20 protein-coding genes are annotated in these 23,428 nt (G+C 73.7%); 8 read left to right on the top strand and 12 right to left on the bottom strand.

The window, feature by feature from the left end; genetic code table 11:
• Nucleotides 1-123: 123 nt before the first annotated feature.
• Entirely contained in the window at nucleotides 124-2,523 is a 2,400-nt protein-coding gene (locus AB6N24_RS12565; RefSeq protein ID WP_412869738.1) for a beta-xylosidase/alpha-l-arabinosidase, read from the bottom strand.
• Nucleotides 2,524-2,809: 286 nt separating this feature from the next.
• Between AB6N24_RS12565 and AB6N24_RS12560 the strand changes: the two genes are divergently transcribed.
• From AB6N24_RS12560 to AB6N24_RS12550, 3 genes are all read left to right on the top strand, one after another.
• A complete protein-coding gene (locus AB6N24_RS12560) occupies nucleotides 2,810-3,844 on the top strand; it encodes a LacI family DNA-binding transcriptional regulator (RefSeq protein ID WP_412869737.1) in 1,035 nt (344 codons plus the stop codon).
• A 179-nt stretch (nucleotides 3,845-4,023) separates the two neighbouring features.
• Nucleotides 4,024-4,308: a DUF4235 domain-containing protein gene (locus AB6N24_RS12555; protein WP_412869736.1), complete on the top strand. Its 285-nt coding sequence runs from the start codon at nucleotides 4,024-4,026 to the stop codon at nucleotides 4,306-4,308.
• A gap of 19 nt (nucleotides 4,309-4,327) precedes the next feature.
• Nucleotides 4,328-4,768 carry a hypothetical protein gene (locus AB6N24_RS12550; protein ID WP_412869735.1) on the top strand — a complete coding sequence of 147 codons (441 nt, stop codon included), beginning with the start codon at nucleotides 4,328-4,330 and terminating at the stop codon, nucleotides 4,766-4,768.
• Nucleotides 4,769-4,805: 37 nt separating this feature from the next.
• Here the strand turns inward: AB6N24_RS12550 and mnhG are convergent, their stop codons facing one another.
• Genes mnhG through AB6N24_RS12520 form a run of 6 tightly spaced genes read right to left on the bottom strand, consistent with a single transcriptional unit; the run spans nucleotide 4,806 to nucleotide 11,568 of the window.
• The gene (mnhG, locus tag AB6N24_RS12545) at nucleotides 4,806-5,312 is read right to left on the bottom strand and encodes a monovalent cation/H(+) antiporter subunit G (RefSeq protein WP_412869734.1); all 507 of its coding nucleotides are present in this window, start codon (nucleotides 5,310-5,312) and stop codon (nucleotides 4,806-4,808) included.
• Nucleotides 5,309-5,683, bottom strand: coding sequence for an MrpF/PhaF family protein (locus tag AB6N24_RS12540; RefSeq protein ID WP_412869733.1), 375 nt, complete (start codon nucleotides 5,681-5,683; stop codon nucleotides 5,309-5,311). Before AB6N24_RS12540 ends, mnhG begins: the two co-directional genes overlap by 4 nt.
• The gene (locus tag AB6N24_RS12535) at nucleotides 5,680-6,303 is read right to left on the bottom strand and encodes a Na+/H+ antiporter subunit E (RefSeq protein ID WP_412869732.1); all 624 of its coding nucleotides are present in this window, start codon (nucleotides 6,301-6,303) and stop codon (nucleotides 5,680-5,682) included. The genes AB6N24_RS12540 and AB6N24_RS12535 overlap by 4 nt, the downstream gene beginning before the upstream one ends.
• Nucleotides 6,300-7,934: a Na+/H+ antiporter subunit D gene (locus AB6N24_RS12530; RefSeq protein WP_412869731.1), complete on the bottom strand. Its 1,635-nt coding sequence runs from the start codon at nucleotides 7,932-7,934 to the stop codon at nucleotides 6,300-6,302. Before AB6N24_RS12530 ends, AB6N24_RS12535 begins: the two co-directional genes overlap by 4 nt.
• A complete protein-coding gene (locus AB6N24_RS12525; RefSeq protein WP_412869730.1) occupies nucleotides 7,931-8,437 on the bottom strand; it encodes a Na(+)/H(+) antiporter subunit C in 507 nt (168 codons plus the stop codon). The genes AB6N24_RS12530 and AB6N24_RS12525 overlap by 4 nt, the downstream gene beginning before the upstream one ends.
• On the bottom strand, nucleotides 8,437-11,568 hold the full coding sequence (locus AB6N24_RS12520) for a Na+/H+ antiporter subunit A (protein WP_412869729.1): 3,132 nt from the start codon (nucleotides 11,566-11,568) through the stop codon (nucleotides 8,437-8,439). The genes AB6N24_RS12525 and AB6N24_RS12520 overlap by 1 nt, the downstream gene beginning before the upstream one ends.
• Nucleotides 11,569-11,807: 239 nt before the next feature.
• Between AB6N24_RS12520 and AB6N24_RS12515 the strand changes: the two genes are divergently transcribed.
• Nucleotides 11,808-12,599 carry a phosphotransferase gene (locus tag AB6N24_RS12515; protein WP_412869728.1) on the top strand — a complete coding sequence of 264 codons (792 nt, stop codon included), beginning with the start codon at nucleotides 11,808-11,810 and terminating at the stop codon, nucleotides 12,597-12,599.
• A gap of 149 nt (nucleotides 12,600-12,748) precedes the next feature.
• The gene (locus AB6N24_RS12510; protein WP_412869727.1) at nucleotides 12,749-13,510 is read left to right on the top strand and encodes a phosphotransferase; all 762 of its coding nucleotides are present in this window, start codon (nucleotides 12,749-12,751) and stop codon (nucleotides 13,508-13,510) included.
• Nucleotides 13,511-13,611: 101 nt separating this feature from the next.
• Here AB6N24_RS12510 and AB6N24_RS12505 read toward each other — a convergent pair whose 3' ends face one another.
• The 5 genes from AB6N24_RS12505 to AB6N24_RS12485 form a co-directional block, all read right to left on the bottom strand.
• On the bottom strand, nucleotides 13,612-14,040 hold the full coding sequence (locus AB6N24_RS12505) for a DUF3237 family protein (protein ID WP_412869726.1): 429 nt from the start codon (nucleotides 14,038-14,040) through the stop codon (nucleotides 13,612-13,614).
• 4 nt (nucleotides 14,041-14,044) lie between these two features.
• Nucleotides 14,045-14,932, bottom strand: coding sequence for a carbohydrate ABC transporter permease (locus AB6N24_RS12500; protein WP_412869725.1), 888 nt, complete (start codon nucleotides 14,930-14,932; stop codon nucleotides 14,045-14,047).
• Nucleotides 14,932-15,948, bottom strand: coding sequence for a carbohydrate ABC transporter permease (locus AB6N24_RS12495; RefSeq protein ID WP_412869724.1), 1,017 nt, complete (start codon nucleotides 15,946-15,948; stop codon nucleotides 14,932-14,934). The genes AB6N24_RS12500 and AB6N24_RS12495 overlap by 1 nt, the downstream gene beginning before the upstream one ends.
• 14 nt (nucleotides 15,949-15,962) lie before the next feature.
• Nucleotides 15,963-17,255 (bottom strand): ABC transporter substrate-binding protein, encoded by a 1,293-nt coding sequence (locus AB6N24_RS12490; RefSeq protein ID WP_412869723.1) that lies wholly within the window; start codon nucleotides 17,253-17,255, stop codon nucleotides 15,963-15,965.
• A gap of 199 nt (nucleotides 17,256-17,454) precedes the next feature.
• The gene (locus tag AB6N24_RS12485) at nucleotides 17,455-18,480 is read right to left on the bottom strand and encodes a LacI family DNA-binding transcriptional regulator (RefSeq protein WP_412869739.1); all 1,026 of its coding nucleotides are present in this window, start codon (nucleotides 18,478-18,480) and stop codon (nucleotides 17,455-17,457) included.
• A 399-nt stretch (nucleotides 18,481-18,879) separates the two neighbouring features.
• Here AB6N24_RS12485 and AB6N24_RS12480 point away from each other — a divergent pair, with 399 nt between their 5' ends.
• The 3 genes from AB6N24_RS12480 to AB6N24_RS12470 all read left to right on the top strand — a co-directional run bounded on the left by AB6N24_RS12480 (nucleotide 18,880) and on the right by AB6N24_RS12470 (nucleotide 23,344).
• Nucleotides 18,880-20,364 carry a glycoside hydrolase family 10 protein gene (locus AB6N24_RS12480; protein ID WP_412869722.1) on the top strand — a complete coding sequence of 495 codons (1,485 nt, stop codon included), beginning with the start codon at nucleotides 18,880-18,882 and terminating at the stop codon, nucleotides 20,362-20,364.
• A gap of 90 nt (nucleotides 20,365-20,454) precedes the next feature.
• Complete coding sequence (locus AB6N24_RS12475; RefSeq protein WP_412869721.1) at nucleotides 20,455-21,996, top strand: non-reducing end alpha-L-arabinofuranosidase family hydrolase; 1,542 nt, start codon at nucleotides 20,455-20,457, stop codon at nucleotides 21,994-21,996.
• A 121-nt stretch (nucleotides 21,997-22,117) separates the two neighbouring features.
• Nucleotides 22,118-23,344, top strand: a complete 1,227-nt coding sequence (locus AB6N24_RS12470) for a cellulose binding domain-containing protein (protein ID WP_412869720.1) — start codon at nucleotides 22,118-22,120, stop codon at nucleotides 23,342-23,344.
• The last annotated feature ends 84 nt before the right edge of the window (nucleotides 23,345-23,428 follow it).

Here is a 23,428-nt window from a genome sequence, read left to right as displayed (position 1 = left end):
CGCGGTCCGGGTGAGTTCCCCCCGCGAGCCGGCCGCCGACCGCCGGCGCTGCCGCCGGTCGGGTCATCCTGCCGGGGGGGCGCGGCCCGCGGGCCCGGGCCCGACGCGGGCGTCCTGCCGGGCTCAGACCTCGCCGAACGCCACGGTCGCGTGCAGCTCGCGCGTGTGGTCGACCGTGCGCTCTGCTCCGGTGAGCGTCACGGTCGCGGTCAGGCGCGTGTCGGCGCTCGACGCCCCGAGCCGGACCTCGAGCTCGCCGGGCTCGACGACCCGGCGCCCGTCGCGCCCGGTGTACGCCGCGACGTCGGCGGGCACGCGCACGTGCACACGCCGCTCCTCGCCCGCAGCGAGCACCACGCGGCCGTACCCGACGAGCCGCTGGACCGGGCGCACGACCGTGGCCACCGGGTCGTGCAGGTAGACCTGGACCACCTCGGTGCCGGTGCGCGCACCGGCGTTGCGCAGCGTGAACGCGAGGGTCGCGGCGCCGTCGGTCGGGACGACGGCGCAGTCGAGCTCGACGTCCGACCACGAGAACGACGTGTAGGTCAGGCCGTGGCCGAACGCGAACGCGGCGGTCGGGTCGAGGTTCGAGACCCCGTTCTGCCGGCCGAGCGGCGGCGCGAGGTACGTCGTCGGCTGCAGGTGCTCCGAGGCCGGGACGCTCAGCGGGAGCCGGCCCTGCGGCTCGACGGCGCCGGAGACCACGCGCGCGATCGCGGGCGTCCCCTCCTCGCCGGCGAAGAACGCCTGCACGATCGCCGCCGCGGAGCCGGTCGCCGCGCCGAGCGCGTACGGGCGGCCCGAGAGCACGACGACGACGACCGGGGTCCCCGTCGCGAGCAGCGCGTCGACGAGGTCCTGCTGCACACCGGGCAGCCGCAGGGTCTCGGCGTCGCAGCCCTCGCCGCTCGTGCCGCGCCCGAACAGCCCCGCGCGGTCGCCGACCGCCACGACGACGACGTCGGACGCCGTCGCGAGCGCGACCGCCTCGTCGAGGCCGGACACGTCCTCGGTGTCGATGTCGCACCCGCGCGCGACCGACACCTCGGCGCCCGTCAGCTCGGCGCGCAGCGACTCGGCGAGGGTCGGCAGCGCGATGCCGTGCGGGAGCTCGGGGTGGTGCGTGCCGACGTGCGCCGGGAACGAGTAACAGCCGAGCACGGCCATCGGGTCCTCGGCGGTGGGGCCGACGACGGCGACCTTCCGCACGTCGGGACCGAGCGGGAGCGTGCCGTCGTTGCGCAGCAGCACGACCGCCTCCTCGGCGAGCGCGCGGGCGATGTCCCGGTTGCCCTCGGGGTCGAGGTCGACGGTGCCCCGCAGCGCCTCCGTGTCGGTCAGGTCGCGCCCGCGCAGCACCTCGGGGACCGGGTCCCAGCTGGCGTCGAGCAGCCCGAGCTCGATCTTCTGCGCGAGCACGCGGCGCAGCGCCCGGTCGACGAGCGCCTCGTCGACCTCGCCCTTCTCGAGCGCGGTCAGCAGCGGCTCGCCGAACGTCTTGACGGTCGGCAGCTCCACGTCCACGCCCGCCTCGAGCGCGAGCGCCGCCGAGTGCGCCCACGTGCCCGCGACGCCGTGCAGCAGCTTGAGGAACGCGACACCGAAGTAGTCGGCGACGACCGTACCCGTGAAGCCCCACGCGTCACGCAGCAGCCGCGTGAGCAGCTCGGGGTCGGCGTGCGACGCGACGCCGTCGGTGTCGGTGTAGGCGGCCATCACCGAGCGGACGCCGCCCTCGCGCACGGCCATCTCGAACGGCGGGAGCACGACGTCGGCGCGCTCGCGGGCGCCCATCGACACGGGCGCGTGGTTGCGGCCCGCGCGCGACGCGGAGTACCCCGCGAAGTGCTTGAGCGTCGCGACGATCCCGGCGCGCTCGAGGCCCTGCACGTACGCGGTCGTGATCGTGCCCACGAGGTACGGGTCCTCGCCGACGGTCTCCTCCACGCGGCCCCAGCGGGCGTCGCGCACGACGTCGAGCACCGGTGCGAGGCCCTGGTGGATGCCGACGGAGCGCATGTCGCGCCCGATCGCGTCGGCCATGCGGCGCACCAGGTCGGGATCGAACGTCGCGCCCCACGAGACGGGCACGGGGTACGCCGTCGCACCCCACGCCGCGAAGCCCGCGAGGCACTCCTCGTGCGCGACGGCGGGGATCCCGAACCGGTTCGACGAGCGGATGCGCTCCTGGGTCCGCAGCAGCGACAGGGCGCCGAGCGCGGGGTCGACCGGCGCGGTGCCGAACGGCCGCGTGAGCTGCCCGAGCCCGTCGGGCAGCAGCGCGTCGAGGTCGACGCCCTCCTCCATGTCGTGCTGGTGCGGCGCGACCTCACCGCCCTCGGCGGACGCGCCGACCCACACGCCGACCAGCTGGGCGACCTTCTCGCGGGGCGTCATCTCGCGGACGAGCGCCTCGACACGGTCCTCGGTCGCCGCCGACGCGTCGGCCCACACGGGCACCTCGGCGTGCGGGGGTACGGCCGTGGACGTGCGGGTCCCGCTCTCGTGCTTCGTGTGCATGACGCTACTTTCCGCCGGTGCGCGGGGCCTGTGCCCGGGCGCGACCGACCCCTGCGGAGCGAGCAGATCGTGAGGTCCGACAGTACGACGCGAGAGCGTCGAACCGCTTCCGCATCACAGGGGAAGCAGCGGGAGAGGCCCGGCGTCGGCCGTCGAACGTTTCGAGACTCGCGCCGAAACTTGCCAGACCCTCCGGAGCGTAGTCAGCGCCCAGGAACAGCGTCAAGGATCGCTCCGCGCTCGAAAGTTCCCGTTCGCGGGGCGACCGGGCCGCTACCCTGGGCGCATGAGCATCGACGCCCGGGCCGACCGCGTGACCCTGGCGGCCGTCGCGGCCGAGGCCCGCGTCTCCATCTCCACCGTCTCGAAGGTCCTCAACGGCCGCGCCGACGTCTCCGAGGCCACCCGCGAACGCGTCGAGGGCCTGCTCGGGCGGCACGGCTACCGGCGCCGCACGAGCCCGTCGAGCGCCGCGCCGCTCATCGAGCTCGTCTTCCACGAGCTCGACACCATCTGGGCGATGGAGCTCATCCGCGGCGTCGAGGACGTCGCGCGCGAGAGCTCTGCGAGCGTCGTGCTCACCGAGAGCGGCACCCGCCACGCGCCCGGCCCCGAGTGGCTCGAGGGCGTGCTGCAGCGCCGCCCGCTCGGCGTCGTCCTCGTGTTCTCGACGCTGCCCGCAGCGGTCAAGGACCAGCTCCGCTCGCGCGCGATCCCCTTCGCCGTCGTCGACCCGGCCGGCGACCCCGACCCCGACGTCCCCTCGGTCGGCTCAGCGAACTGGTCGGGCGGCCTCGCCGCGACCCGCCACCTGCTCGAGCTCGGCCACCGCCGCATCGCGATGATCACCGGGCCCGAGGACATGATGTGCTCGCTCGCCCGCCTCGACGGCTACCGGTCGGCGATGAGCAACGCGGGTCACGGCGTCGACCCGACGCTCGTGCGCTTCGGCGACTTCCACGTGCAGGGCGGCCACGACATCGCGACCGAGCTGCTCGCGCTGCCCGCCGACCGGCGCCCGACCGCGATCTTCGCGGGCAGCGACCTGCAGGCGCTCGGCGTCTTGGAAGCCGCCCGGCGCCAGGGCCTGCGCGTCCCGGAGGACCTCTCGGTCGTCGGCTACGACGACGTCGCCGTCGCGCGCTGGTCCAGCCCGGCCCTCACGACCGTGCACCAGCCGCTGCGCAACATGGCCCAGGAGGCCGCGCGCCTCGTCCTGCGGGCCCGCGAGGGCGCCTCGGTGAGCACCCGCATGGACCTCGCGACGAGCCTCGTGGTGCGCAACAGCACCGCGCGCCTCGTCGACCCCGCACAGGGCTGAGGGGCACCGCCGCGAGCGGCGGCCGGCACTCGCGCAGCAGCCGTCACCCCCGACGTCGCGCGGCAGCGGCGACGGCTGCGACGCCGCCCACCTGCGCGGACGCCTCCGCAGCGCAGGACGCGGGCACGCCCCCGCGTTAGCCTGGCAGCCACCCCCAGCCGCCCTCCAGGAGGACCCCCGTGGCCAGCAAGAAGACGAAGTCGACCGTCGCGACGATCACCGGCGGCGCGTCCGCGCTCGCCGCCACGTGGGTCGCGCACAAGGCGGTCAGCACGGCCTGGAAGGCGGTCGCCGGGCACGAGCCGCCGAGCGCCGAGGACGAGGGCGACGCGCGCTTCGCCGAGGTCGCGATCGCGGCGGTCATCACCGGTGCGGTCGTGGCGCTCGTGCGGGTGCTCGCGACCCGCGGGACCGCGAAGTTCGCGAACCGGGTCGACGAGGGTCGTCTGTCGGTCCGCGGCTGAGCCGTGGCACGCTGTCGCCATGGCTGCCCTGAGTGAGCTCTTCGCCTCCGACCACGCGCGTGCCCTGGCGCACGCGACCGCGCTCGACGGCGGGTCCGACCCGCAGGACGCGCCGCGGCTCGAGCTGACCGCGATCTCGCCGCTCGACCTCGAGGTGCTCGGGGAGATCGCGTGCGACGTCGTGCACTTCGGGACCGGCGACCTCGAGTGCCAGGAGGTCGACCTCGACTACGACAACCTCGTCGAGCTCCCGCCGTTCCTGATCGAGGTGCTGCTGGAGCTCGCGACGCACGAGGACCCCGACGCGATCGGCGAGGTCGCCGAGCGCTGGGCCGCGACGGAGGAGCTCGCGACGACCCCCGAGAACGCGCTGTCGGTGCTCACGGACGTCCTGGCGCTGGTCAAGGTCGCGGACCGCGAGGACCTGAGCCTGTACCTCTGGACCGAGCCGCTCGGCTGACCGGGTCGACGCGGCCCGGGCCCCGGGCGCGGGCCGGCTACCGCTCGGCGTCCCGCTCGCCCCGGTGCGGCTCCATCCCGTACAGCTCGGGCTCGCCGCCGTGCGGCTCGCGGCTGCGCGGGTCCACGTTGTCCGGGACGGTGGCCGCGCTCAGCGTGCCCTGGCCGGCGGCGGCGTCCCGCGACGCGGTCGCGTCGGCCTGGTCGCGCGTGAGCTCGTCGACGACGAGCAGGTCGGTGCGGACCTTCCCGGTGCGGTAGCCCGCGCGGCCCACCATATGCGCGGCGACCGGCGCCGTCAGCATCTGGAACAGCACCACCAGGACGAGCGCCCACACCGCGCCGCCGGAGCGGAGCCGCAGCGCGAGGCCGACGAGGACGAGCACGAGCCCGAGCGTCTGGGGCTTGGTGCCGGCGTGCATCCGCGACAGCAGGTCGGGGAAGCGCACGATCCCGACGCCGGCGGCGAACGCGAGGAACGCGCCCCCGAGCATGCACACCGACGCGACGACGTCCGCGACCGTGTCCCACGTCTGAGCCGTCATCGGGCCTCCCCCGCGTCGCGGCGCTGTCCTCGGGTGTCGGCCTCCTCGAGGCGGCGCCGCTCGGACTCCTCGGCGGCGATCTCCTCGCGCGTGCGCACGCGCCCCTCGCCGGGCGGCTCGACCGAGGCGAACCGCGCGACGGTCACCGAGCCGACGAACCCGACGAGCGAGAGCACCACGAGGATCGGCACGATGTCGGTGCGGCGCTCGAGGCTCGCGTAGAGCGCGCCGCCCGCGATCATGATCGTCAGCACGATGTCGAGCGCGACGGTCCGGTCGAGGATCGACGGCCCGCGCTCGGCCCGGACGACCGCCAGGACCGCCCCGGTCGTGAGCAGGACCGCGCAGACCGCGACCACGACGTCGTTCATGCGCGCACCTCCGTGCTCGTCGTCCCGTCCGGGCCCGCAGCGGCACCGCCGTCCCGTGCCGCGCCCCTGGGGGGCCCGCCGCGCGGCGCCAGCCCTGCCTCGGCGAGCTCCGCGTCCGACGCGAGCGCGCGCAGCACGCGCTCCTCCTGGTCGAGGACGACCTGCCGTGCCGCCTCGATGCCGCCGGACTGCTCCACGTCGAGGACGTGGAGGTAGAGGACGCCGGTCACGCGGTGCGCCTCGACGACGAGCGAGCCGGGCACGAGCGAGCACAGCTCGGCCGTCATCGTGAGGTAGAGGTCCGAGTGGCTGCGCAGCTGCACGCCGATCACCGCACCGCGCGGCACGTGCCGGGGCCGCAGCGCGATCAGGCTCACCTCGAACGACGCCCGCACGAGGTCGAGCAGGAACCGCGTCACGAGGTGCGCGAGCCCGAGCGGGCGCACCCGGCCGTGGAAGTCGATGGGCGTCATCCGCAGGCCGTGCGTCACGAGGTACCCGAGCAGCAGCCCGACGAGCACGTTCGCGACCGAGAGGTCGCCCCACAGCAGCACCCAGACGGCGGTGAGCCACAGCGTCGTGCCCCACTGGGCGCGCACCGACCAGCGCCCCGCGCTCACGGCCGGGCCCTGTCCGTCGTCGCGCCCGCGGGCACGCCACCCGACGCGTCGCCGTCGTCCCCGGCCTCGCCGTCGTCCCCGGCCCCGCCGTCGTCCTCCGCGACCTCCGCGGACTCGCCCTGCCCGCGCTCGCCGTCGGGCAGCACCGACGCGATGTAGACCGAGCGGTCCTGGAGCGTCAGCGCGGCGCGCTCGGTGTAGCCGTACAGCGGTCCGGCGGCCACCGTCAGCAGCAGCCCGAACGCGACGAGCGCGGCCGTCGGGCCGATCATCCCGAGCGGCAGGGCCGTGCGCGGCGGCTCGACCGGCGGGGTCTGCCAGAACGCCTTGTTCCACGCCTTGACCAGCGCGTACAGGGTCAGCAGCGACACGATCACGCCGCCGACGACGAGCGTCAGCGCGAGCGGCGTGCCGACGTCGACGCCGGCCTGCAGGAGCCCGACCTTGCCGAGGAACCCGGACAGCGGTGGGATCCCGCCGAGGTTCATCGCCGGGACGAAGAACAGCAGGGCGAGGACCGGCGTGAGCTTGGCGAGGCCCCCGAGCCGGTCGAGCGACGTCGAGCCGCCGTGCCGCTCGATGAGCCCGACGACGAGGAACAGCGCGGTCTGCACGGTGATGTGGTGCGCCACGTAGTAGATCGAGGCGCTCCACCCGGCCTGCGTCGCGAGCGCGATGCCGAAGATCATGTAGCCGATGTGGCTCACGAGCGTGAACGAGAGCAGACGTTTGATGTCGTCCTGCGCGACGGCGCCGAGGACGCCGACGACCATCGTGGCGAGCGCGGCCCACATGAGGACGTCGTCGGCGCGGCCCTCCGGGAAGAGCAGGGTCTGCGTGCGGATGATGGCGTACACGCCGACCTTGGTCAGGAGGCCTGCGAACACCGCGGTGACGGGCGCCGGGGCGGTCGGGTAGGAGTCGGGCAACCACGCGGACAGCGGGAAGATCGCCGCCTTGATGCCGAACGCGAGCAGCAGCATGATCTGCAGCAGCAGCCGCACGCCCGGGTCGATCTCGGGGAGCCGGACCGCGAGCTGCGCGAGGTTGACGGTGCCGGTCGCCGCGTAGACGAGCGCGATCGCGATGAGGAACAGCACCGACGAGAGCAGCGCGACGACCACGTAGATGCTGCCCGCGCGGATCCGCTCGCCGGTGCCGCCGAGGGTCAGCAGCACGTAGCTCGCCGCGAGCAGGATCTCGAAGCCGACGTAGATGTTGAACAGGTCCCCGGACAGGAACGCGTTCGCGACGCCCGCCGTCAGGATCAGGTACGTCGGGTGGTAGATCGAGACGGGCGCCGCCTCGTCACCGTCGGCCTCGCCCTCCGCGAGCGAGTACAGCAGGACGCACAGGGTGACGGCGCTCGACACCGTGAGCATGAGCGCCGACAGCCGGTCGGCCACGAGGTCGATGCCGACGGGCGCGGCCCAGCCGCCCACGTCGATCACGAGCGGACCCCCGTCGGCGAGCACGAGCAGCGCCACGGACACCGCGAGCACGAGCGAGAGCACGACGACGCTGATCAGCCGCTGCGCGCGGGGCCGGCGGTACAGCGCGAGCGCGAGGCCGGCGCCGAACAGCGGCAGGACGACGGGCAGCGGGACCAGCCAGGTCGGGTCGCCGGTCACGGGACCTCCACCGGGGTGGACCGCTCGGAGGGCGCGTCGTCCGTCTCGTCGCGCGTCTCCGCGGCCTCCTCGTCGAGCGTCGAGCGCGTGTCCTCGGTGTCGGCGTCGGTCGTGGCGCGCTCGTCGCGTGCCGCGAGCCGGGCGATGCGGCGGTCCTCGACGTCGTCCTGGACCTCGTCGTGGCGGTGCAGCTGCCACGACCGGTACGCCATGGCGAGCAGGAACGCGGTCATGCCGAGCGTGATGACGATCGCGGTGAGCACCATCGCCTGCGGCAGCGGGTCGCTCATCTCGGACTCGTCCGCACCGCCGATGATCGGCGGCCGCCCGGCGGCGCCGCCCGCGACGAGGAACAGCAGGTTCGCGCCGTTGCCGATCAGGATCACGCCGATGAGCACGCGCGAGAGGCTGCGCTCGAGCAGCAGGTAGACGCCGACCGTGACGAGCGCCGCGATGACGACGACGAGCGTGACGTTCGGGCTCATGTCCGGGTTCAGGGGCATCAGCGGTGCACCTCCAGGTCGCCTTCCGCGGTGCGGACGAGGCCGTCGGCGTCGGCCGTCCCCTGCGCGCCCGCCCCGAACACGGAGCCCGTGCCGGACGTGTCGCGCGAGTGGTCCTCCGAGCCGCCGGTGTGCTCGCCGGCCTCGGCCTGGCGGTCGATCTCCGCACCGAGCGTGCGCAGGATGTCGAGCACGAGCCCGACGACGACGAGGTAGACGCCGACGTCGAAGAACAGGGACGTCACCAGGTGGATCGTGCCGATGACGGGCACGTGGATGTCGATGATCCAGGACTGCAGGACCGACCCGCCCGCGAGCAGCGCGACGAGCCCGACGCCGGCGGACAGGAACAGCCCGCTGCCGAGCAGGAGGCCGGGTTGCACCGGTGCCGCCTCACCCAGCTCGTAGCGGCCGCCCGCGAGGTAGCGCACGACGAGCGCGATGCCCGTCACGAGCCCCGCCGCGAACCCGCCGCCGGGCGCGTTGTGCCCCGAGAAGAGCAGGTAGGCCGAGTACACGATCATCGTGTGGAACAGCAGGCGCGTCGTGACCTCGAAGATCACCGAGCGGCGCCGCGGCGCGAGCGTCCGGCCGGCCCGCAGCCACTCCTTGGACCGTTCGCCCGTGCGGCGGACCGCGTGCGCGAACCCCGGGTAGGTGCCCGACGGCGTCGGCGGGAGCGGTGCGTGCGCGGGCTGGCGCAGGGCCGCGGCGGGGTCGTTGCCGCCGATCGCCCACACCGGCCGGCCCTCGTTCGCCTCGTCCGCGCGGAAGATCGCGCCGCTGCGCTTCTGCAGGAACACGAGCGACGCGACGCCGGTCGCGGCGACGAGGAGCACCGAGATCTCGCCCATGGTGTCCCACGCGCGGACGTCGACGAGCGTCACGTTGACGATGTTCTTGCCGCCGCCGAACTCGTACGCCTCGGCCGCGAACAGGTCGGAGACGGGCACGTGCACGCGTGCGCCCGGGACGACGAGCGCGAGCCCGCCGACCGTCAGGCCCGCCGCGAGGCCGATCACGAGGCGCACCCAGCGGCTCGCCGCGAGCGGGCGGTCCGAGAAGTACGCGGGCAGGCGGCGCAGCACGAGCACGAAGACGACGAGCGTCACGGTCTCGGTGAGCACCTGGGTCAGCGCGAGGTCGGGGGCGCCGTGCAGCAGGAACAGCCCCGCGACCCCGTACCCGCTGATGCCGAGCAGGATCACGGCCTTGAGGCGGCGGCGGGCGCGCGCGGTGAGGACCGCCGAGACGACGACGAGGGCACCGAACAGCACCTGCGCGGGGTGGTCCCACGCGCGGACGCCGTCGGGCAGCGACGCGACGGTCAGCATCGCGCCGCCCACGGCGACGACGAACACGAGCAGGATCCCGCCGAGGTACACGGGCAGCGAACCGCGCTGCGTGAGCGCCGTGACGTCGGCCGCGAGGTCGTCGAGCTTGCGCATGAGGCGCCGGTACAGGTGGTCGGCCTCCGGCACCGGGGGCACCCGCGCCTGGAGCCGCTCGACCGGCTCACGGAGCACGAACAGCGCCACCCCGGCGGCCACGACCCCGAGCGTCGTGAGGAGCGTCGGCGTGACGCCCGCCCACAGCACGAGGTGGCCGGGCTCGCCCGCGAACTGGTCGGCGTACGGGGACAGCAGGTGCTCCCCGAGCCCCGGCAGGACCGCGGCGGCGAGCCCGAGGACCGCGAGCACGAGCGACGGGTAGACGAGGACGAGCGACGGGCGTGTGATCGTCGCGGGGACGGCGGGCTCGTCGCGGTCCGGGGGCGTCGGGCTGCCCGCGGGCGCGGTCCCGCCGTCGTGCACGGGCGGGTGCGCGACCACGGACTTCGTCGAGAACGCCCCCCAGAAGAACCGCAGCCCGTACGCGACCGTCAGGGCCGAGCCGACGACGACCGCCCAGAAGACGACCTGGTCCCCGACGCCGCCGTCGTGGTGCGCGATCGCCTCGAGCGCGGCCTCCTTGGCGACGTACCCGGCGAACGGCGGCAGCCCGATCATCGACGCCGTCGCGAGCCCGCCCGCGAGCGCCGTCACGGGCAGCGCCCGCCCGACCCCGGAGAGCCGGCGCAGGTCGCGCGTGCCGGTCGCGGCGTCGACCACGCCGACGACGAGGAACAGCGCGGCCTTGAACATCGCGTGCGCGCCGAGCATCGCGAGCCCCGCGAGCGCCGTCGCGCGCGTCCCGAACCCGACGAGCACCACGAGCAGGCCGAGCTGGCTGACCGTGCCGAAGGCGAGCACGAGCTTGAGGTCGTGCTGGCGCAGCGCGCGGTACCCGCCGACGAGCAGGCTCCCGCAGCCGAGCGTCAGCACGACGACCTGCCACGCGGTCAGCTCGGCGTACGCGGGCGCGAAGCGGGCGATCAGGTAGATGCCGGCCTTGACCATCGCGGCAGCGTGCAGGTACGCGCTGACGGGCGTCGGCGCGGCCATCGCGGCGGGCAGCCAGAAGTGCAGCGGGATCATCGCGGACTTGGTCACGGCCCCGACCAGCAGGCACACGACGCCGACGGTCACGAGGGTGCCCTGGGGCGGGTCGGCGAGCACCGCGGAGAGGCGGTACGTGCCGGCGGCCTCGCCCAGCAGGATGACGCCGACGAGCATGGTCAGGCCGCCCGCGGTCGTGATCACGATGGCCTGCATGGCCGCGCGCCGGGACGCCTTGCGCTCGTTGTAGTGCCCGATGAGCAGGTACGAGAAGACGGTCGTGAGCTCCCAGAACACGAACACGAGCAGCAGGTCGTCGGCCGTGACGAGCCCGAGCATCGCGCCCGCGAACGCGACGAGCACCCCGCTGAACCGGCCGAGCCCGGTCGCCCGCGGGGAGAAGTACGCCGAGCAGTAGACCAGCACGAGCGCACCGACCCCGCCGACGAGCAGCGTCATGAGCCACCCGAGCGTGTCGAGCCGGAACGCCAGCTCGAGGCCGAGCTGCGGGACCCACGGGACGACCTCGACGGGCCCGTCCCCGGCCTGCACCGCGGCAGTCTGCGTGAGCGCCCAGACCGTGGCTGACGCCGGCGCGAGCGCCAGCACCCAGAACGCCCTGCGGCCGATCCACCGGACGAGCACGGGCGCGACGACGGCTGCGGCGAGATGGACAGCGAGCAGCAGCAGCACGTCCGGCTCCGTCCTGTTGAGGGGCGGGTGGTCGGTCGGTCCGGCACGCCCGACGCCGTGCGCCGGAACCGGTGTGTGGTGTTGTCAGCGATCGGTCGAGCACGCGCGCGGCACGAGAGCCTGCAGCGGTGCGCTCACGGGTGGATGAGGGAAGTCTACCAAGTGGACGGTGCGCGGCCCGCGGGCGGTGCGTCGCCGCGACGCCGTGGGCCGGGCTCGGCAGTGGCACGCTGGGCGCCGTGATCGCCTCCTTCCCGGTCGACGACGTCGCCGTCCCGCCCGTGGTCGCCGACCTCGCGGGGGCCGACGCCGTCCGCGCGGTCTGGCGCAACGAGCTCGGCGGGCTGACGTTCGAGCTCACGGGCGAGCGCACGCGTCGCTTCGTGAAGTGGCTGCCCACGGGCGCGCCGGCCGACCTGTCGGCGGAGGCCGTGCGGCTCGCGTGGGCCGCGCCGTTCACGCCGGTCCCGCGGGTGCTCGACGCGGGGTCCGACGCGGACGGCTCGTGGCTCGTGACCGCGGCGCTCGACGGGACCAGCGCCGTCGACCCGCGCTGGGCCGCCCGGCCCGAGGTCGCGGCCCGCGCGCTCGGCGCGGGGCTGCGCGTGCTGCACGACCGGCTGCCCGTCGAGGGCTGCCCGTTCACGTGGGACGTGCGCGACCGCCTGACCCGCGCCCTGACCGGCGGACGCGACGACCGCGCGACGTGGCACCCCGACCACGCCGACCTCACGCTCGCCGAGGCGACGGCACGCCTCGCGGACGTCCCGCCCGTCGACCGGCTCGTGGTGTGCCACGGCGATGCGTGCGCCCCGAACACGCTGCTCGACGAGCACGGGCGGTTCGCCGCGCACGTCGACCTCGGGACGCTCGGCCTCGCCGACCGCTGGGCCGACCTGGCGATCGCGACGTGGAGCACGCACTGGAACTACGGCCCCGGGCTGGACGACGCGCTGCTCGACGCGTACGGCGTCGACCCCGACCCCGAGCGCACGGCGTACTACCGGCTGCTGTGGGACCTCACGCCCTGAGGGTGTGCCGCGCACCGGCACGACGCCCACGCTGGACCCGGCGGGAACCGGCTCGACCCGGCCGCGCCCGGCCGGCGTGACGTGGCGCCGCGTGGCCCGGCTCCGGAAACGCGTCGACCCCGGACCCGCCGGAGGCCTACGGTCCGCAGGTGAGCAGCCTCCCGGTGTCCGACGAGCCGCCCGGACCGCTGCTGGCCCGCGGCCGGGAGGCCACGGTGCACGAGCTCGGCCCGGACCGCGTGCTGCGCCGGTACGACGACGCGCGCGACGTGTCGACCGAGGTCACGGTCATGCGGCACGTCGCCCGGCACGGCGTCCGCGTCCCGCACGTGCACGGCGTGCACCTCGACGCGCACGGGCGCCCGACCGGGATGGTGCTCGAGCGGCTCGACGGCCCGACCCTCGTCGAGGCGGCGCTCGTCGGTGACGTCGAGCCCGCCGACGCCGGCCGGACGCTCGCCCGCCTGCACGCTGACCTGCACCGCGTCCCCGTCGACGGGCTGCCGCCCGACCTGGGCCCGCCCGCGCGCGAGCCGGGACACGTCGTCGTGCACCTCGACCTGCACCCCGCGAACGTGATGCTCGTGGCCGGTGAGCCCGTGGTGATCGACTGGGCGATCGCGCGCACCGGCCCGGCGGCCCTCGACACCGCGATGACGGCGCTCGCCCTCGCGTGCGCGGTCGTCGAGGGGATCCCGGCCGACGCGGGCGACGTCGCGCGGCTCGACGTCCCGACGTGGTTCGTCACGACCGTGCTCGACGCCTACCTCACGGCGCTGCCCGAGCCGCCGACGCCGTCGCTCGACCGTGCGGCAGCGGTCCGGGAGTCGTTCGGGGCGCACTCCCCCGGGGTCGTGCGGTCGGGGGCCGAGGTGGTCCGGCTCGCGCTCGACGCGATCGCGAGCCGCTGACGCGCCGTCCGGCACCCGACCGGGAGCCGACCGGCAGCGCCCGGCGCCCGGACGGCTCCGCACCCGTCGCCCGGGGGCCGCCCCCGTCCCGTCCCCGCCGCTCACGCGCGGGCAGCGACCTCGACCCGGTGCACCTCGACCAGCACGCGCCGCCCGCCCGGCTGCAACGTCAGGAGCCCCACGAGCACCCCGGTCCGCAGCTCGACGGGACCGCCCGCGCCGACGTCGAACCGGGGTGTCGTGAGGATCGGTGCGGGCGCGCCCGCCTCGTGCACCGCGGTGTTCGTGACCGACACGACCGCCCTGGTGCCGAGCCGCAGCTCGTAGCGCGCCCACAGCTCGCACGACCCGTCGGGCCGTTCGAGGTTCCAGTCCGCCCCGCCGGGCAGCACCGTCCCGTCGAGGCCGCCCGTGACGACGCCACCGAGGACGGGGACGACCCGGCGGTGGCCCGTCGGGGTCACGCCCACGTCCACGACCGGCCCGAGGTGGGCGTCGATCGTGAACAGGTACGTCCCGGTCAGCGTCACCGGCTCAGCCCTTGACCGCGCCCGTGAGGCCGCCCACGATGCGCCGCTCGAACAGGCTGAAGAACACGAGCGCCGGCAGCATCGCCAGCGAGGTGAACGCGAGCACCTTCGCGGTGTCGACCGAGTACTCGGACGAGAACGCCTGCACGCCCAGCGGCAGCGTGAACGCGCCCGAGTCGTTGAGCACGAACAGCGGCAGCAGGTAGCTGTTCCAGCTGCCGATGAACGCGAGGATCCCGACCGTGATGACGCCCGGCACCGACAGCGGCAGGACCATCCGCCAGAAGAAGCCGAGGCGGCTGCACCCGTCGATCGCGGCGGCCTCCTGCAGCTCCGCGGGGATCGCCCGCAGGAACGGCACGAGGATGATCACGGTCGTGGGCAGCCCGAACGCGATCTGCGGCAGGATCACGCCGCCGAGGTCGTTCATCAGGCCGAGCGTCCGGACCAGGATGTACAGCGGCGTGATCGCGACGGTGAGCGGGAACATCAGCCCGGCCGCGAACAGCGCGTACATCACGCCCTGGCCCCGGAACCGGTACCGCGCGAGCGCGAAGCTCACCATGAGCCCGAGCGCGACGACCCCGAGCGTCGTGGCGCTCGCCGCGATCGTCGAGTTCAGCACCTGGCGCCAGAAGACGCCGCCGCTCAGGACGTCGACGTAGTTGTCGAGCCGCCACGGGCTCGGCAGCCCCGACGGGTCCGAGGTGATCTGGGCGTTCGTGCGGAACCCGCCGATCACGATGTACACGACCGGTGCGAGCATCGCGACGATCAGCAGCGTGGCGAACGCGTACACGCCCGGGCTGCCCCACCGCGGCGCACCGCTCGTGCGCCGGCGCACCGGCTCGCGCTCGGCGGGCAGCGGCGGGGCCGAGAGGGTGGCGGCCATCAGCGGGCACCTCCGGTCAGGGCGCCCGCGGTGTCGCGGCGCAGCACCGTCCGCTGGTACACGAGGGCGGCGGCCAGCGAGATCAGGAACAGCACGACGGCCACCGCGTTGCCGTAGCCGTAGCTGCCCGCGTTGCGCCCGAACGACACCATGTAGGTCGCCATCGTCGAGGTGCCCGCGGTCGAGGCGATGTACTGGCCCCAGATGATGTAGACGAGGTCGAACAGCTGCAGCGAGCCGATGATCGACAGGAACGCCCAGATGCGCAGCGTCGGTGCGAGCAGCGGCAGCGTGATGCGCCGCTGCACCTGCCAGTAGGAGGCGCCGTCGATCGCCGCGGCCTCGTTCAGCTCCTCCGGGATCCCTTGCAGGCCCGCGAGGAAGAGGATCACCGCGAAGCCGATGTACTTCCACGTGATGATGCCCATGAGCGTCCAGATCGCGAGGTCCGGGTCGGAGAGCCACTCGCTCTCGAGCGCCCCGAGCCCGATCCGCCCCAGCACGTCGTTGAGCGCGCCGCGGCTCTGGAGCATGAGGCTCCACCCGGTGCCGACCACGACCTCGGAGATGACGTACGGCACGAAGATCAGCACGCGGATGAGCGACTGGCCGCGCATCCGGCGGTTGAGCAGCAGCGCGACGAGCAGCGCGGCCGGGCCCTGGAGCACGAGCGACAGCACGGCGATCGTCGCGTTGTGCAGGAGCGCCTCGTGGAACAGCGGGTCGGTCAGGATCGTCGCGTAGTTCTTGAGCCCGACGAAGTCCGTGGGGACGCCGTAGCCCTCCCACCGGAAGAAGCCGTAGTACGCGGCCATCAGGACGGGGAAGATCACGAACCCGAGGAAGACCACGAGGGCCGGCCCGGTGAGCGCCGCGATCTCGAGGCGCTCGCCCCACCCGAGGCCGCGACGCCCGCGGCGCGGCGGGGGCGTCACCGGGGAGGTGACGCTCCCGCCGGCCGGCAGGTCGACGGGCGAGCCGTTCGCGGTGAGCGAGCTCTCGCGCGTGGAGGTCATGTGCGTCGCTGCCCCTAGGACTTCGCGGCGGCGTCGTTGACGGCCTCCACGACCCCGGCGGCGTCGCGCTTGCCGGCGAGCAGGTCGACGACGCCCACGTTGAGCGCGTTGCCGACGCTCTGCCCGTAGACCGTGTCGAGCCACTGCGAGACGAACGGCGCCGCGTTGTAGGCGTCGAGCACGCTCTTCAGGTACGGCTCCTCGATCACGGCCTGCGCCTCGGTGTTCACCGGGGGCGCGTTGAAGGCGCGGTAGTAGCCCTCCTGCACCTCGGTGCGCGCGATGTAGTTGAGGAAGTCGGCGCACTCCTGCTCCGGCGCCTTCGCCGAGCAGCTGTAGCCGTCGACGCCGCCGAGGATCGAGCCGGGCTCGCCCTCGCCGCCCGGCACCTCGGGGAACGCGAACCAGCCGAGGTCGGGCAGCGGCTGCTCGTCGGGCGTGAGCGAGCCGATGACGCCCGGGTTCCAGGCACCCATGAGCTCCATCGCGGCCTGGTGATTGGCGAGCAGACCGGCCGACGAGCCGGCGCCCTGCTGGGCCGACGTCGTGAGGAAGCCCTCGTTGAACGGCTCGGTGCCGGCGAACGCCTCGAGGTTCTCGGCGGCCTCGACCCAGCACGGGTCGTCGAACTCCATCGACTCGGCCGCCGCCTCGAGCGTCTCGGGGCTGCACGCGCGCAGCGCGAAGAAGTAGTACCAGTGCGCCGCGGGCCAGGCGTCCTTGGCGCCGAGCGCGATGGGCTGCACCCCGGCGCCCTTGAGCGCCGTCACGGCGGCGTCGAGGTCCTCGACCGTCGCGGGCGGCTCGGTGATGCCGGCCTGCGCGAAGAGGTCCTGGCTGTACCAGATGCCGCCCGGCAGGACCGCGATGGGCATCGCGTACGTCTTGCCCTCGATCTGGTTGGCCTTGAACGAGCCCTCGGGGATGAGGCCCTGGGTCTCCTCGGTGACGAGGTCCGAGAGGTCGAGCAGCTGCCCGGCGCGGACCATCGCGGCCATCTTGCCGCCGCCGCGCTGGAGGAAGACGTCGGGGGCGTCGCCCGAGTTGAGCGCGGTCTGCAGCTTGCCGTCGAGGTCCTCGTTCTGGATGGACTGCACCTCGATCGTGACGCCCGGGTTCTCCGCCATGAACGCGGCGACGGTGTCGTCCCAGAACGTCTTGCCGGCACCCGTCGACGCGTTGTGCCAGAACGTCATCGTGACGTCGCCGTCCTGCTCCGCGGTGCCGCTCTCGGTCCCGCACGCCGCCAGGCCCGCCGCGCACAGGAGCGCCGCGGTCGATGCGGCCAGCATCTTCCTCATGGTCATCGCGCTGCCTTCCTACTCCTCGTCGAGTGATGCAGCCGGCGCCGTGGGGGACAGCGCCTGCGGACGGGGGCGCGTCGTCGCGCCTGTTCTACACCGGTGTAGAACCCGTACGAGCGGCCACCCTGGCAACCGGGCGCCCGTGCTGTCAACCGCTGTCGATAACGATTTCGCGACGGGCGACGAGCGGCGACGTCGTGCGTCAGACCGCTCGGGGCGCCGTGCTCTCGCGCTCGACGAGCCGCATGTCCGCGACGTGCAGCACGGGCGCAGCGCGCTCGGCACCGGGGTCGAGCCGCTCCTGCACCCGGCGGCGGAGCAGGTCCACCGCGACGCGGGCGATCTCGCGCCGGCCGGGGTCCACGGTGGTCAGCGTCGGCACCGAGAACAGCGCGTCCCCGATGTCGTCGAACCCGACGACCCCGACGTCCTGCGGGATCGCGAGCCCGCGCACCTGCAGCTCGTACATCGCGCCGATCGCGAGCGCGTCGTTGAACGCGACGACGCCGTCGACGTGCGCGCCCGAGTCGAGCACCGCGGCCATCGCGCGGGCGCCCTCGGCCCGGTGCCAGCCCTCGTCCGCCCAGCCGAGCAGGCGCGGGTCGACCTCGAGGCCGCGCGCCTCGAGCCCCTCGCGGTACCCGCGGAAACGCAGTGCCGACGAGCCGGCGGTCTCGGCGTGCAGCATGCCGATGACGGCGATGTGCCGCCGCCCGGCGTCGAGGAGCAGGTCCGTCGCCGCGCGCGCGCCCTCGACGTTGCGCATCGTCACGTGGTCGACGTGCGGGGAGAACATCTGCTCGCCGAGCAGCACGAGCGGGTAGCCCAGGTCCTGGAGCAGGCGCTCGTCGGCCTGCACGAGCGCGGCGGGGCTGAAGATGAGCCCGTCGATCAGGCCGCGTCGCGGCTCGCGGAGCGCCGCGAGCTCGCCCTCGCGCGTGAAGCCCGTCGGCTCGATGAGCACCTGGAGGTCGTGCTCGCGCGCGGCGGCGAGGATCTCGTCCGCGAGCTCACCGAAGTACGGCTGGCCGAGCTCGGGCACGGCGAGGCCGACGACGCCGCTGCGACCCGAGCGGAAGATCCGCGCGGTCACGTTGATCTCGTAGCCGAGCTCGTCGACGGCGGCGAGCACGCGCGCCCGGGTCGTGTCGCGGATGTACGGGTAGCCGCTCAGGACGTTCGAGACGGTCTTGACGGACACGCCGGCCTGGCGCGCGACGTCGGCCATCGTCGCCACAACGCCTCCCGTCGGACCCCGCGTGGTCGGCCCCCAACGCCCCCTGGAGCGGGGGTCCGGCCGGTCGCAATCTACCGGAGCGGACCCGCTCCGACCTGCACGGATGCCGCCGTTCACGCACGTCGCCGGGTGGAACCGCTTCCGGCCGAGCGGCTCCGTCGCGGCCGGACGAGGACGCTCGCGCCTCGGCGCGGCCACCGGTTGCCCTCGTGAGAATCGTTTCATATCACCCGGAACCGCTTCGATCTCCGCCGGTCCCGTGCCAATGTGAGCGCGAACATCCGCACGGTCCCCGCCTCCGCACCGGCGCTTCTACACCGATGGAGAACTGTCTGCGGGGACCGCGGCGCCGACGTCGACGACGACGGCGGCCCTCAGAGAGAGGTACGCATGAACACGACTTCACGACGCGCCCGGCACGCCCTGGTAGCGGCCGGCCTGACCGTCGCCACGGCGGTCGCCGGACTGGTGGTGGCCGCCCCCGCGCAGTCGGCGGCGAGCACCCTCGGTGCCGCGGCCGCACAGAGCGGGCGCTACTTCGGCACCGCGATCGCCGCGGGTCGCATGAACGACTCGACCTACATCGGGATCGCGAACCGCGAGTTCAACATGATCACGGCCGAGAACGAGATGAAGATGGACGCGACCGAGCCGTCGCAGAACCGCTTCAACTACACCAACGGCGACCGGATCGTGTCCTGGGCCCGGTCCAACGGCAAGCAGGTCCGCGGCCACACCCTCGCGTGGCACGCCCAGCAGCCCGGCTGGATGCAGAGCATGTCCGGGAGCGCGCTGCGCAACGCCCTGATCAACCACGTCACCCAGGTCGCCACGCACTACCGCGGCCAGATCCACACCTGGGACGTCGTCAACGAGGCGTTCGCCGACGACGGCCGCGGGAGCCGCCGCGACTCCAACCTGCAGCGCACCGGCAACGACTGGATCGAGGCCGCGTTCCGCGCCGCCCGCGCCGCCGACCCGGGCGCCAAGCTCTGCTACAACGACTACAACACCGACGGCATCAACGCGAAGTCCACGGGCATCTACACCATGGTCCGCGACTTCAAGGCGCGCGGCGTCCCGATCGACTGCGTCGGCTTCCAGGCGCACCTCGGCACCTCGATGCCGAGCGACTTCCAGGCCAACCTCCAGCGGTTCTCGGACCTCGGGGTCGACGTCCAGATCACCGAGCTCGACATCCAGCAGGGCTCGAACCAGGCCAACGCGTACGCGCAGGTCACCCGGGCCTGCCTCGCGGTCGCCCGCTGCACCGGCATCACCGTGTGGGGCGTCCGCGACGCCGACTCGTGGCGCACCGGCGCGAACCCGCTGCTCTTCGACGGGTCGGGCAACAAGAAGGCGGCCTACACCTCGACGCTCAACGCGCTCAACGCGGTGAGCACCACGCCGCCGCCCACGACCGCTCCCCCGACGAACGGGACCATCGACACGAACGCGTCGTACGTCCTGGTGAACCGGGGCAGCGGCAAGGCGCTCGACGTGTACAACCTCTCGACCGCGGACGGCGCGCGCATCACGCAGTGGAGCCGCAACGACGGCGCCCAGCAGCAGTGGCAGTTCGTCGACGCCGGCAACGGCTACTACCGGCTCAAGTCACGCCTCTCCGGCAAGGTCCTGGACGTCCTCAACTTCTCGACCGCCGACGGCGGCGCGATCGTCCAGTACACCGACCGCAACCAGAGCAACCAGCAGTTCCGGGTCACGTCGTCGGGCGGCTACCTGACGATCGTCAACCGCAACTCCGGCAAGGCCGTCGAGGTGCAGGGCGCCTCGACCGCGAACGGCGGCAACGTCGTGCAGTACACGAGCTGGGGCGGGGCGAACCAGCAGTGGCAGCTCGTCCGGGTCGGCTGACCTGACGCACCGCGGTCCCGGCCGGGCAGCCCGTCCGGCCGGGACCGTCCCTCGAAGGACCACCCCTCGCACGACTCGAAGGAGAGCAGCATGAGGAGAACGACGGAGACCGGGACGAGTCCCGGACGGACGGTCGGCCGGCGCTGGGCGGCTGCGGTCGCGGCGCTCGCGACGGCGGCGTCCACCGCCGCGCTGGCCGTGGCGACCGCACCTGCCGCGTCGGCCGTGACGGTCGACACGAACGCGTCGTACGTCCTGGTGAACCGGGGCAGCGGCAAGGCGCTCGACGTGTACAACCTCTCGACGGCCGACGGCGCGCGCATCACGCAGTGGAGCCGCAACGACGGCGCCCAGCAGCAGTGGCAGTTCGTCGACGCCGGCAACGGCTACTACCGGCTCAAGTCACGCCTCTCCGGCAAGGTCCTGGACGTCCTCAACTTCTCGACCGCCGACGGCGGCGCGATCGTCCAGTACACCGACCGCAACCAGAGCAACCAGCAGTTCCGGCTGCAGGACTCGACCGGCGGCTCGGTCACGCTGATCAACCGGAACTCGAACAAGGCCGTCGAGGTGCAGGGTGCCTCCACGGCGGACGGCGCGAACGTCGTCCAGTACTCGAGCTGGGGCGGTGCGAACCAGCAGTGGCTGCTCGTGCCGGTCGGCGGGTCCAACCCGAACCCGAACCCCACGCCGACGACGACGACGCCCGCGCCGAACCCGGGCACCTGCAACCTCCCGTCGTCGTACCGCTGGTCCTCGACGGGCTCGCTCGCGACGCCGCGCTCCGGCTGGGCCTCGCTCAAGGACTTCACGGTCGCGCCGTACAACGGCAAGCAGCTCGTGTACGCGACGACGCACGACAACGGCACGTCGTGGGGCTCGATGAACTTCGGCCTGTTCACGAACTACTCGGAGATGGCGTCGGCGAGCCAGAACTCGATGCCGTTCACCGCGGTCGCGCCGTCGCTGTTCTACTTCGCGCCGAAGAACATCTGGGTCATGGCCTACCAGTGGGGCGGCCCGGCGTTCTCCTACCGGACCTCGACCGACCCGTCGAACCCGAACAGCTGGGGCCCGCACCAGACGCTGTTCACGGGCAGCATCACCGGCTCGGGCACCGGCCCGATCGACCAGACGCTCATCGCCGACGACCAGAACATGTACCTGTTCTTCGCCGGTGACAACGGCAAGATCTACCGGTCGAGCATGCCGCTCGGGAACTTCCCGGGCAGCTTCGGGTCGAGCTACACGACGATCATGAGCGACACCACGAACAACCTGTTCGAGGCGCCGCAGGTCTACAAGCTCCAGGGCCAGAACCGGTACCTGATGATCGTCGAGGCCATCGGGTCGCAGGGCCGCTACTTCCGGTCCTTCACGGCCACGAGCCTGGGCGGCACGTGGACCCCGCAGGCCGCCACCGAGAGCAACCCGTTCGCGGGCAAGGCGAACAGCGGCGCGACCTGGACCAACGACATCAGCCACGGCGAGCTGCTGCGGACCAGCGCGGACCAGACCATGACGGTCGACCCGTGCAACCTCCGGCTGCTCTACCAGGGCCGCTCCCCGAGCTCGGGTGGCGACTACGGCCGGCTGCCGTACCGGCCGGGCCTGCTCACGCTGCAGCGCTAGCCCTCGACCGGCCAGGGCAGCGCAGCGGCTGCGACTCCCTGCTGCTGCCCTGGCCGGTGGCTCGCCCAGCACACCTGCACCACCCCGCACACCTGCACCACCCCGCACCCCGGAGGTCCCGATGAAGCGACCGCTCGCCCGCGCCGCGCTCACCGCCGTCATGGCGGCCGGCGCCCTGCTCGGCACGTCCGCCCTCACGCCCGCCACCGCGGCGCCGGGCGGCTCGGGGCCGTACCCGGCCGACCACAGCACCGCGTCGAGCCTGCCCAACCACACGGTCTACCGGCCGACGACGCTGCCCCCGGGGCGGATGCCCGTCGTCGTCTGGAGCAACGGCGCGTGCTCCGCGGACGGCACCTCGGCCCAGAACTTCCTGCGCGAGATCGCGTCGCACGGCTTCCTCGTGATCTCGAACGGCAACCCGGCCGGCAGCGGCAGCTCGACGTCCGCGTGGCTCACGCAGTCGATCGACTGGGCGGTCGCGGAGAACGCCCGGCCGGGCAGCGCGCTGCACGACCGGCTCGACACGAGCGAGATCGGCGCCGCAGGCTTCTCGTGCGGCGGCCTCGAGGCCTACGCCGTCTCGGGCGACCCGCGCGTGACCACGACCGGGATCTTCAGCAGCGGCCTGCTCAACGACGCCGACGACTACCAGCTCCGGCGCCTCGACCACCCCGTCGCGTACATCGTCGGCGGGCCGAGCGACATCGCCTACCCCAACGCGATGGACGACTGGGGCAAGCTCCCGGCGGGCCTGCCGGCGTTCATGGGCAACCTCGACGTCGGGCACGGCGGGACGTACCACCAGACGAACGGCGGCGAGTTCGGGCGCGCGGCGCAGCTGTGGTTCCGGTGGCAGCTCAAGGGCGACACCCAGGCCGGTCGCGCGTTCGTCGGGCCGGACTGCGGGCTGTGCCGGTCGCCGTGGCGGGTCCAGCAGAGGAACCTGACGCTGGGCGTCGACCCGACGCCCACGCCCACGCACACCCCGACCCCGACCCCGACCCCGACGGTCTCCCCGACCCCCACGCCCACCCCGACGCCGACCCCTGGCACGTCCGCGTGCGCCGCCGCGTACTCCGTGTCGAGCCAGTGGCCCGGCGGCTTCGTCGCGAGCGTCACCGTCTCCGCGCGGTCCGCGCTCGACGGCTGGGCGGTCCGCGTGACGCTGCCCGACGGTGCGTCCGCCGGGAAGGCGTGGAACGGGGCGCTCACCGGCACCGGGCGGACGGTCGGGGTGACCAACGCGGCGTGGAACGGCCGCGTCGCCGCGGGGCAGAGCACCACGTTCGGCTTCCAGGGCACCGGCACGGGGGCGGGGGCCTCCGTGACGTGTGAGGCCGCCTGACCGCAGGCGGGCCCCACGTGCCGTGCCCCTCGCCCATGGACGGGCGGGGGGCACGGTGCTGTGCGGACGGGTGCCGTCGAGGCC

Origin of the sequence: Cellulomonas jepli (assembly GCF_047229345.1) — a bacterium.
Lineage (GTDB): Bacteria > Actinomycetota > Actinomycetes > Actinomycetales > Cellulomonadaceae > Cellulomonas_A.
Note: the sequence above shows the minus strand (reverse complement) of the source record. Positions and strands in the feature narration are given on the sequence as shown.

Coding starts and splice junctions, on each gene's coding strand:
- AB6N24_RS12495 (WP_412869724.1), bottom strand. CDS start 15,948: ATGACCTCCACGCGCGAGAGCTCGCTCACCGCGAACGGCTCGCCCGTC.
- AB6N24_RS12550 (WP_412869735.1), top strand. CDS start 4,328: ATGGCTGCCCTGAGTGAGCTCTTCGCCTCCGACCACGCGCGTGCCCTG.
- AB6N24_RS12500 (WP_412869725.1), bottom strand. CDS start 14,932: ATGGCCGCCACCCTCTCGGCCCCGCCGCTGCCCGCCGAGCGCGAGCCG.
- mnhG (WP_412869734.1), bottom strand. CDS start 5,312: ATGACGGCTCAGACGTGGGACACGGTCGCGGACGTCGTCGCGTCGGTG.
- AB6N24_RS12540 (WP_412869733.1), bottom strand. CDS start 5,683: ATGAACGACGTCGTGGTCGCGGTCTGCGCGGTCCTGCTCACGACCGGG.
- AB6N24_RS12475 (WP_412869721.1), top strand. CDS start 20,455: ATGAGGAGAACGACGGAGACCGGGACGAGTCCCGGACGGACGGTCGGC.
- AB6N24_RS12480 (WP_412869722.1), top strand. CDS start 18,880: ATGAACACGACTTCACGACGCGCCCGGCACGCCCTGGTAGCGGCCGGC.
- AB6N24_RS12490 (WP_412869723.1), bottom strand. CDS start 17,255: ATGACCATGAGGAAGATGCTGGCCGCATCGACCGCGGCGCTCCTGTGC.
- AB6N24_RS12485 (WP_412869739.1), bottom strand. CDS start 18,480: ATGGCCGACGTCGCGCGCCAGGCCGGCGTGTCCGTCAAGACCGTCTCG.
- AB6N24_RS12470 (WP_412869720.1), top strand. CDS start 22,118: ATGAAGCGACCGCTCGCCCGCGCCGCGCTCACCGCCGTCATGGCGGCC.
- AB6N24_RS12565 (WP_412869738.1), bottom strand. CDS start 2,523: ATGCACACGAAGCACGAGAGCGGGACCCGCACGTCCACGGCCGTACCC.
- AB6N24_RS12560 (WP_412869737.1), top strand. CDS start 2,810: ATGAGCATCGACGCCCGGGCCGACCGCGTGACCCTGGCGGCCGTCGCG.
- AB6N24_RS12525 (WP_412869730.1), bottom strand. CDS start 8,437: ATGCCCCTGAACCCGGACATGAGCCCGAACGTCACGCTCGTCGTCGTC.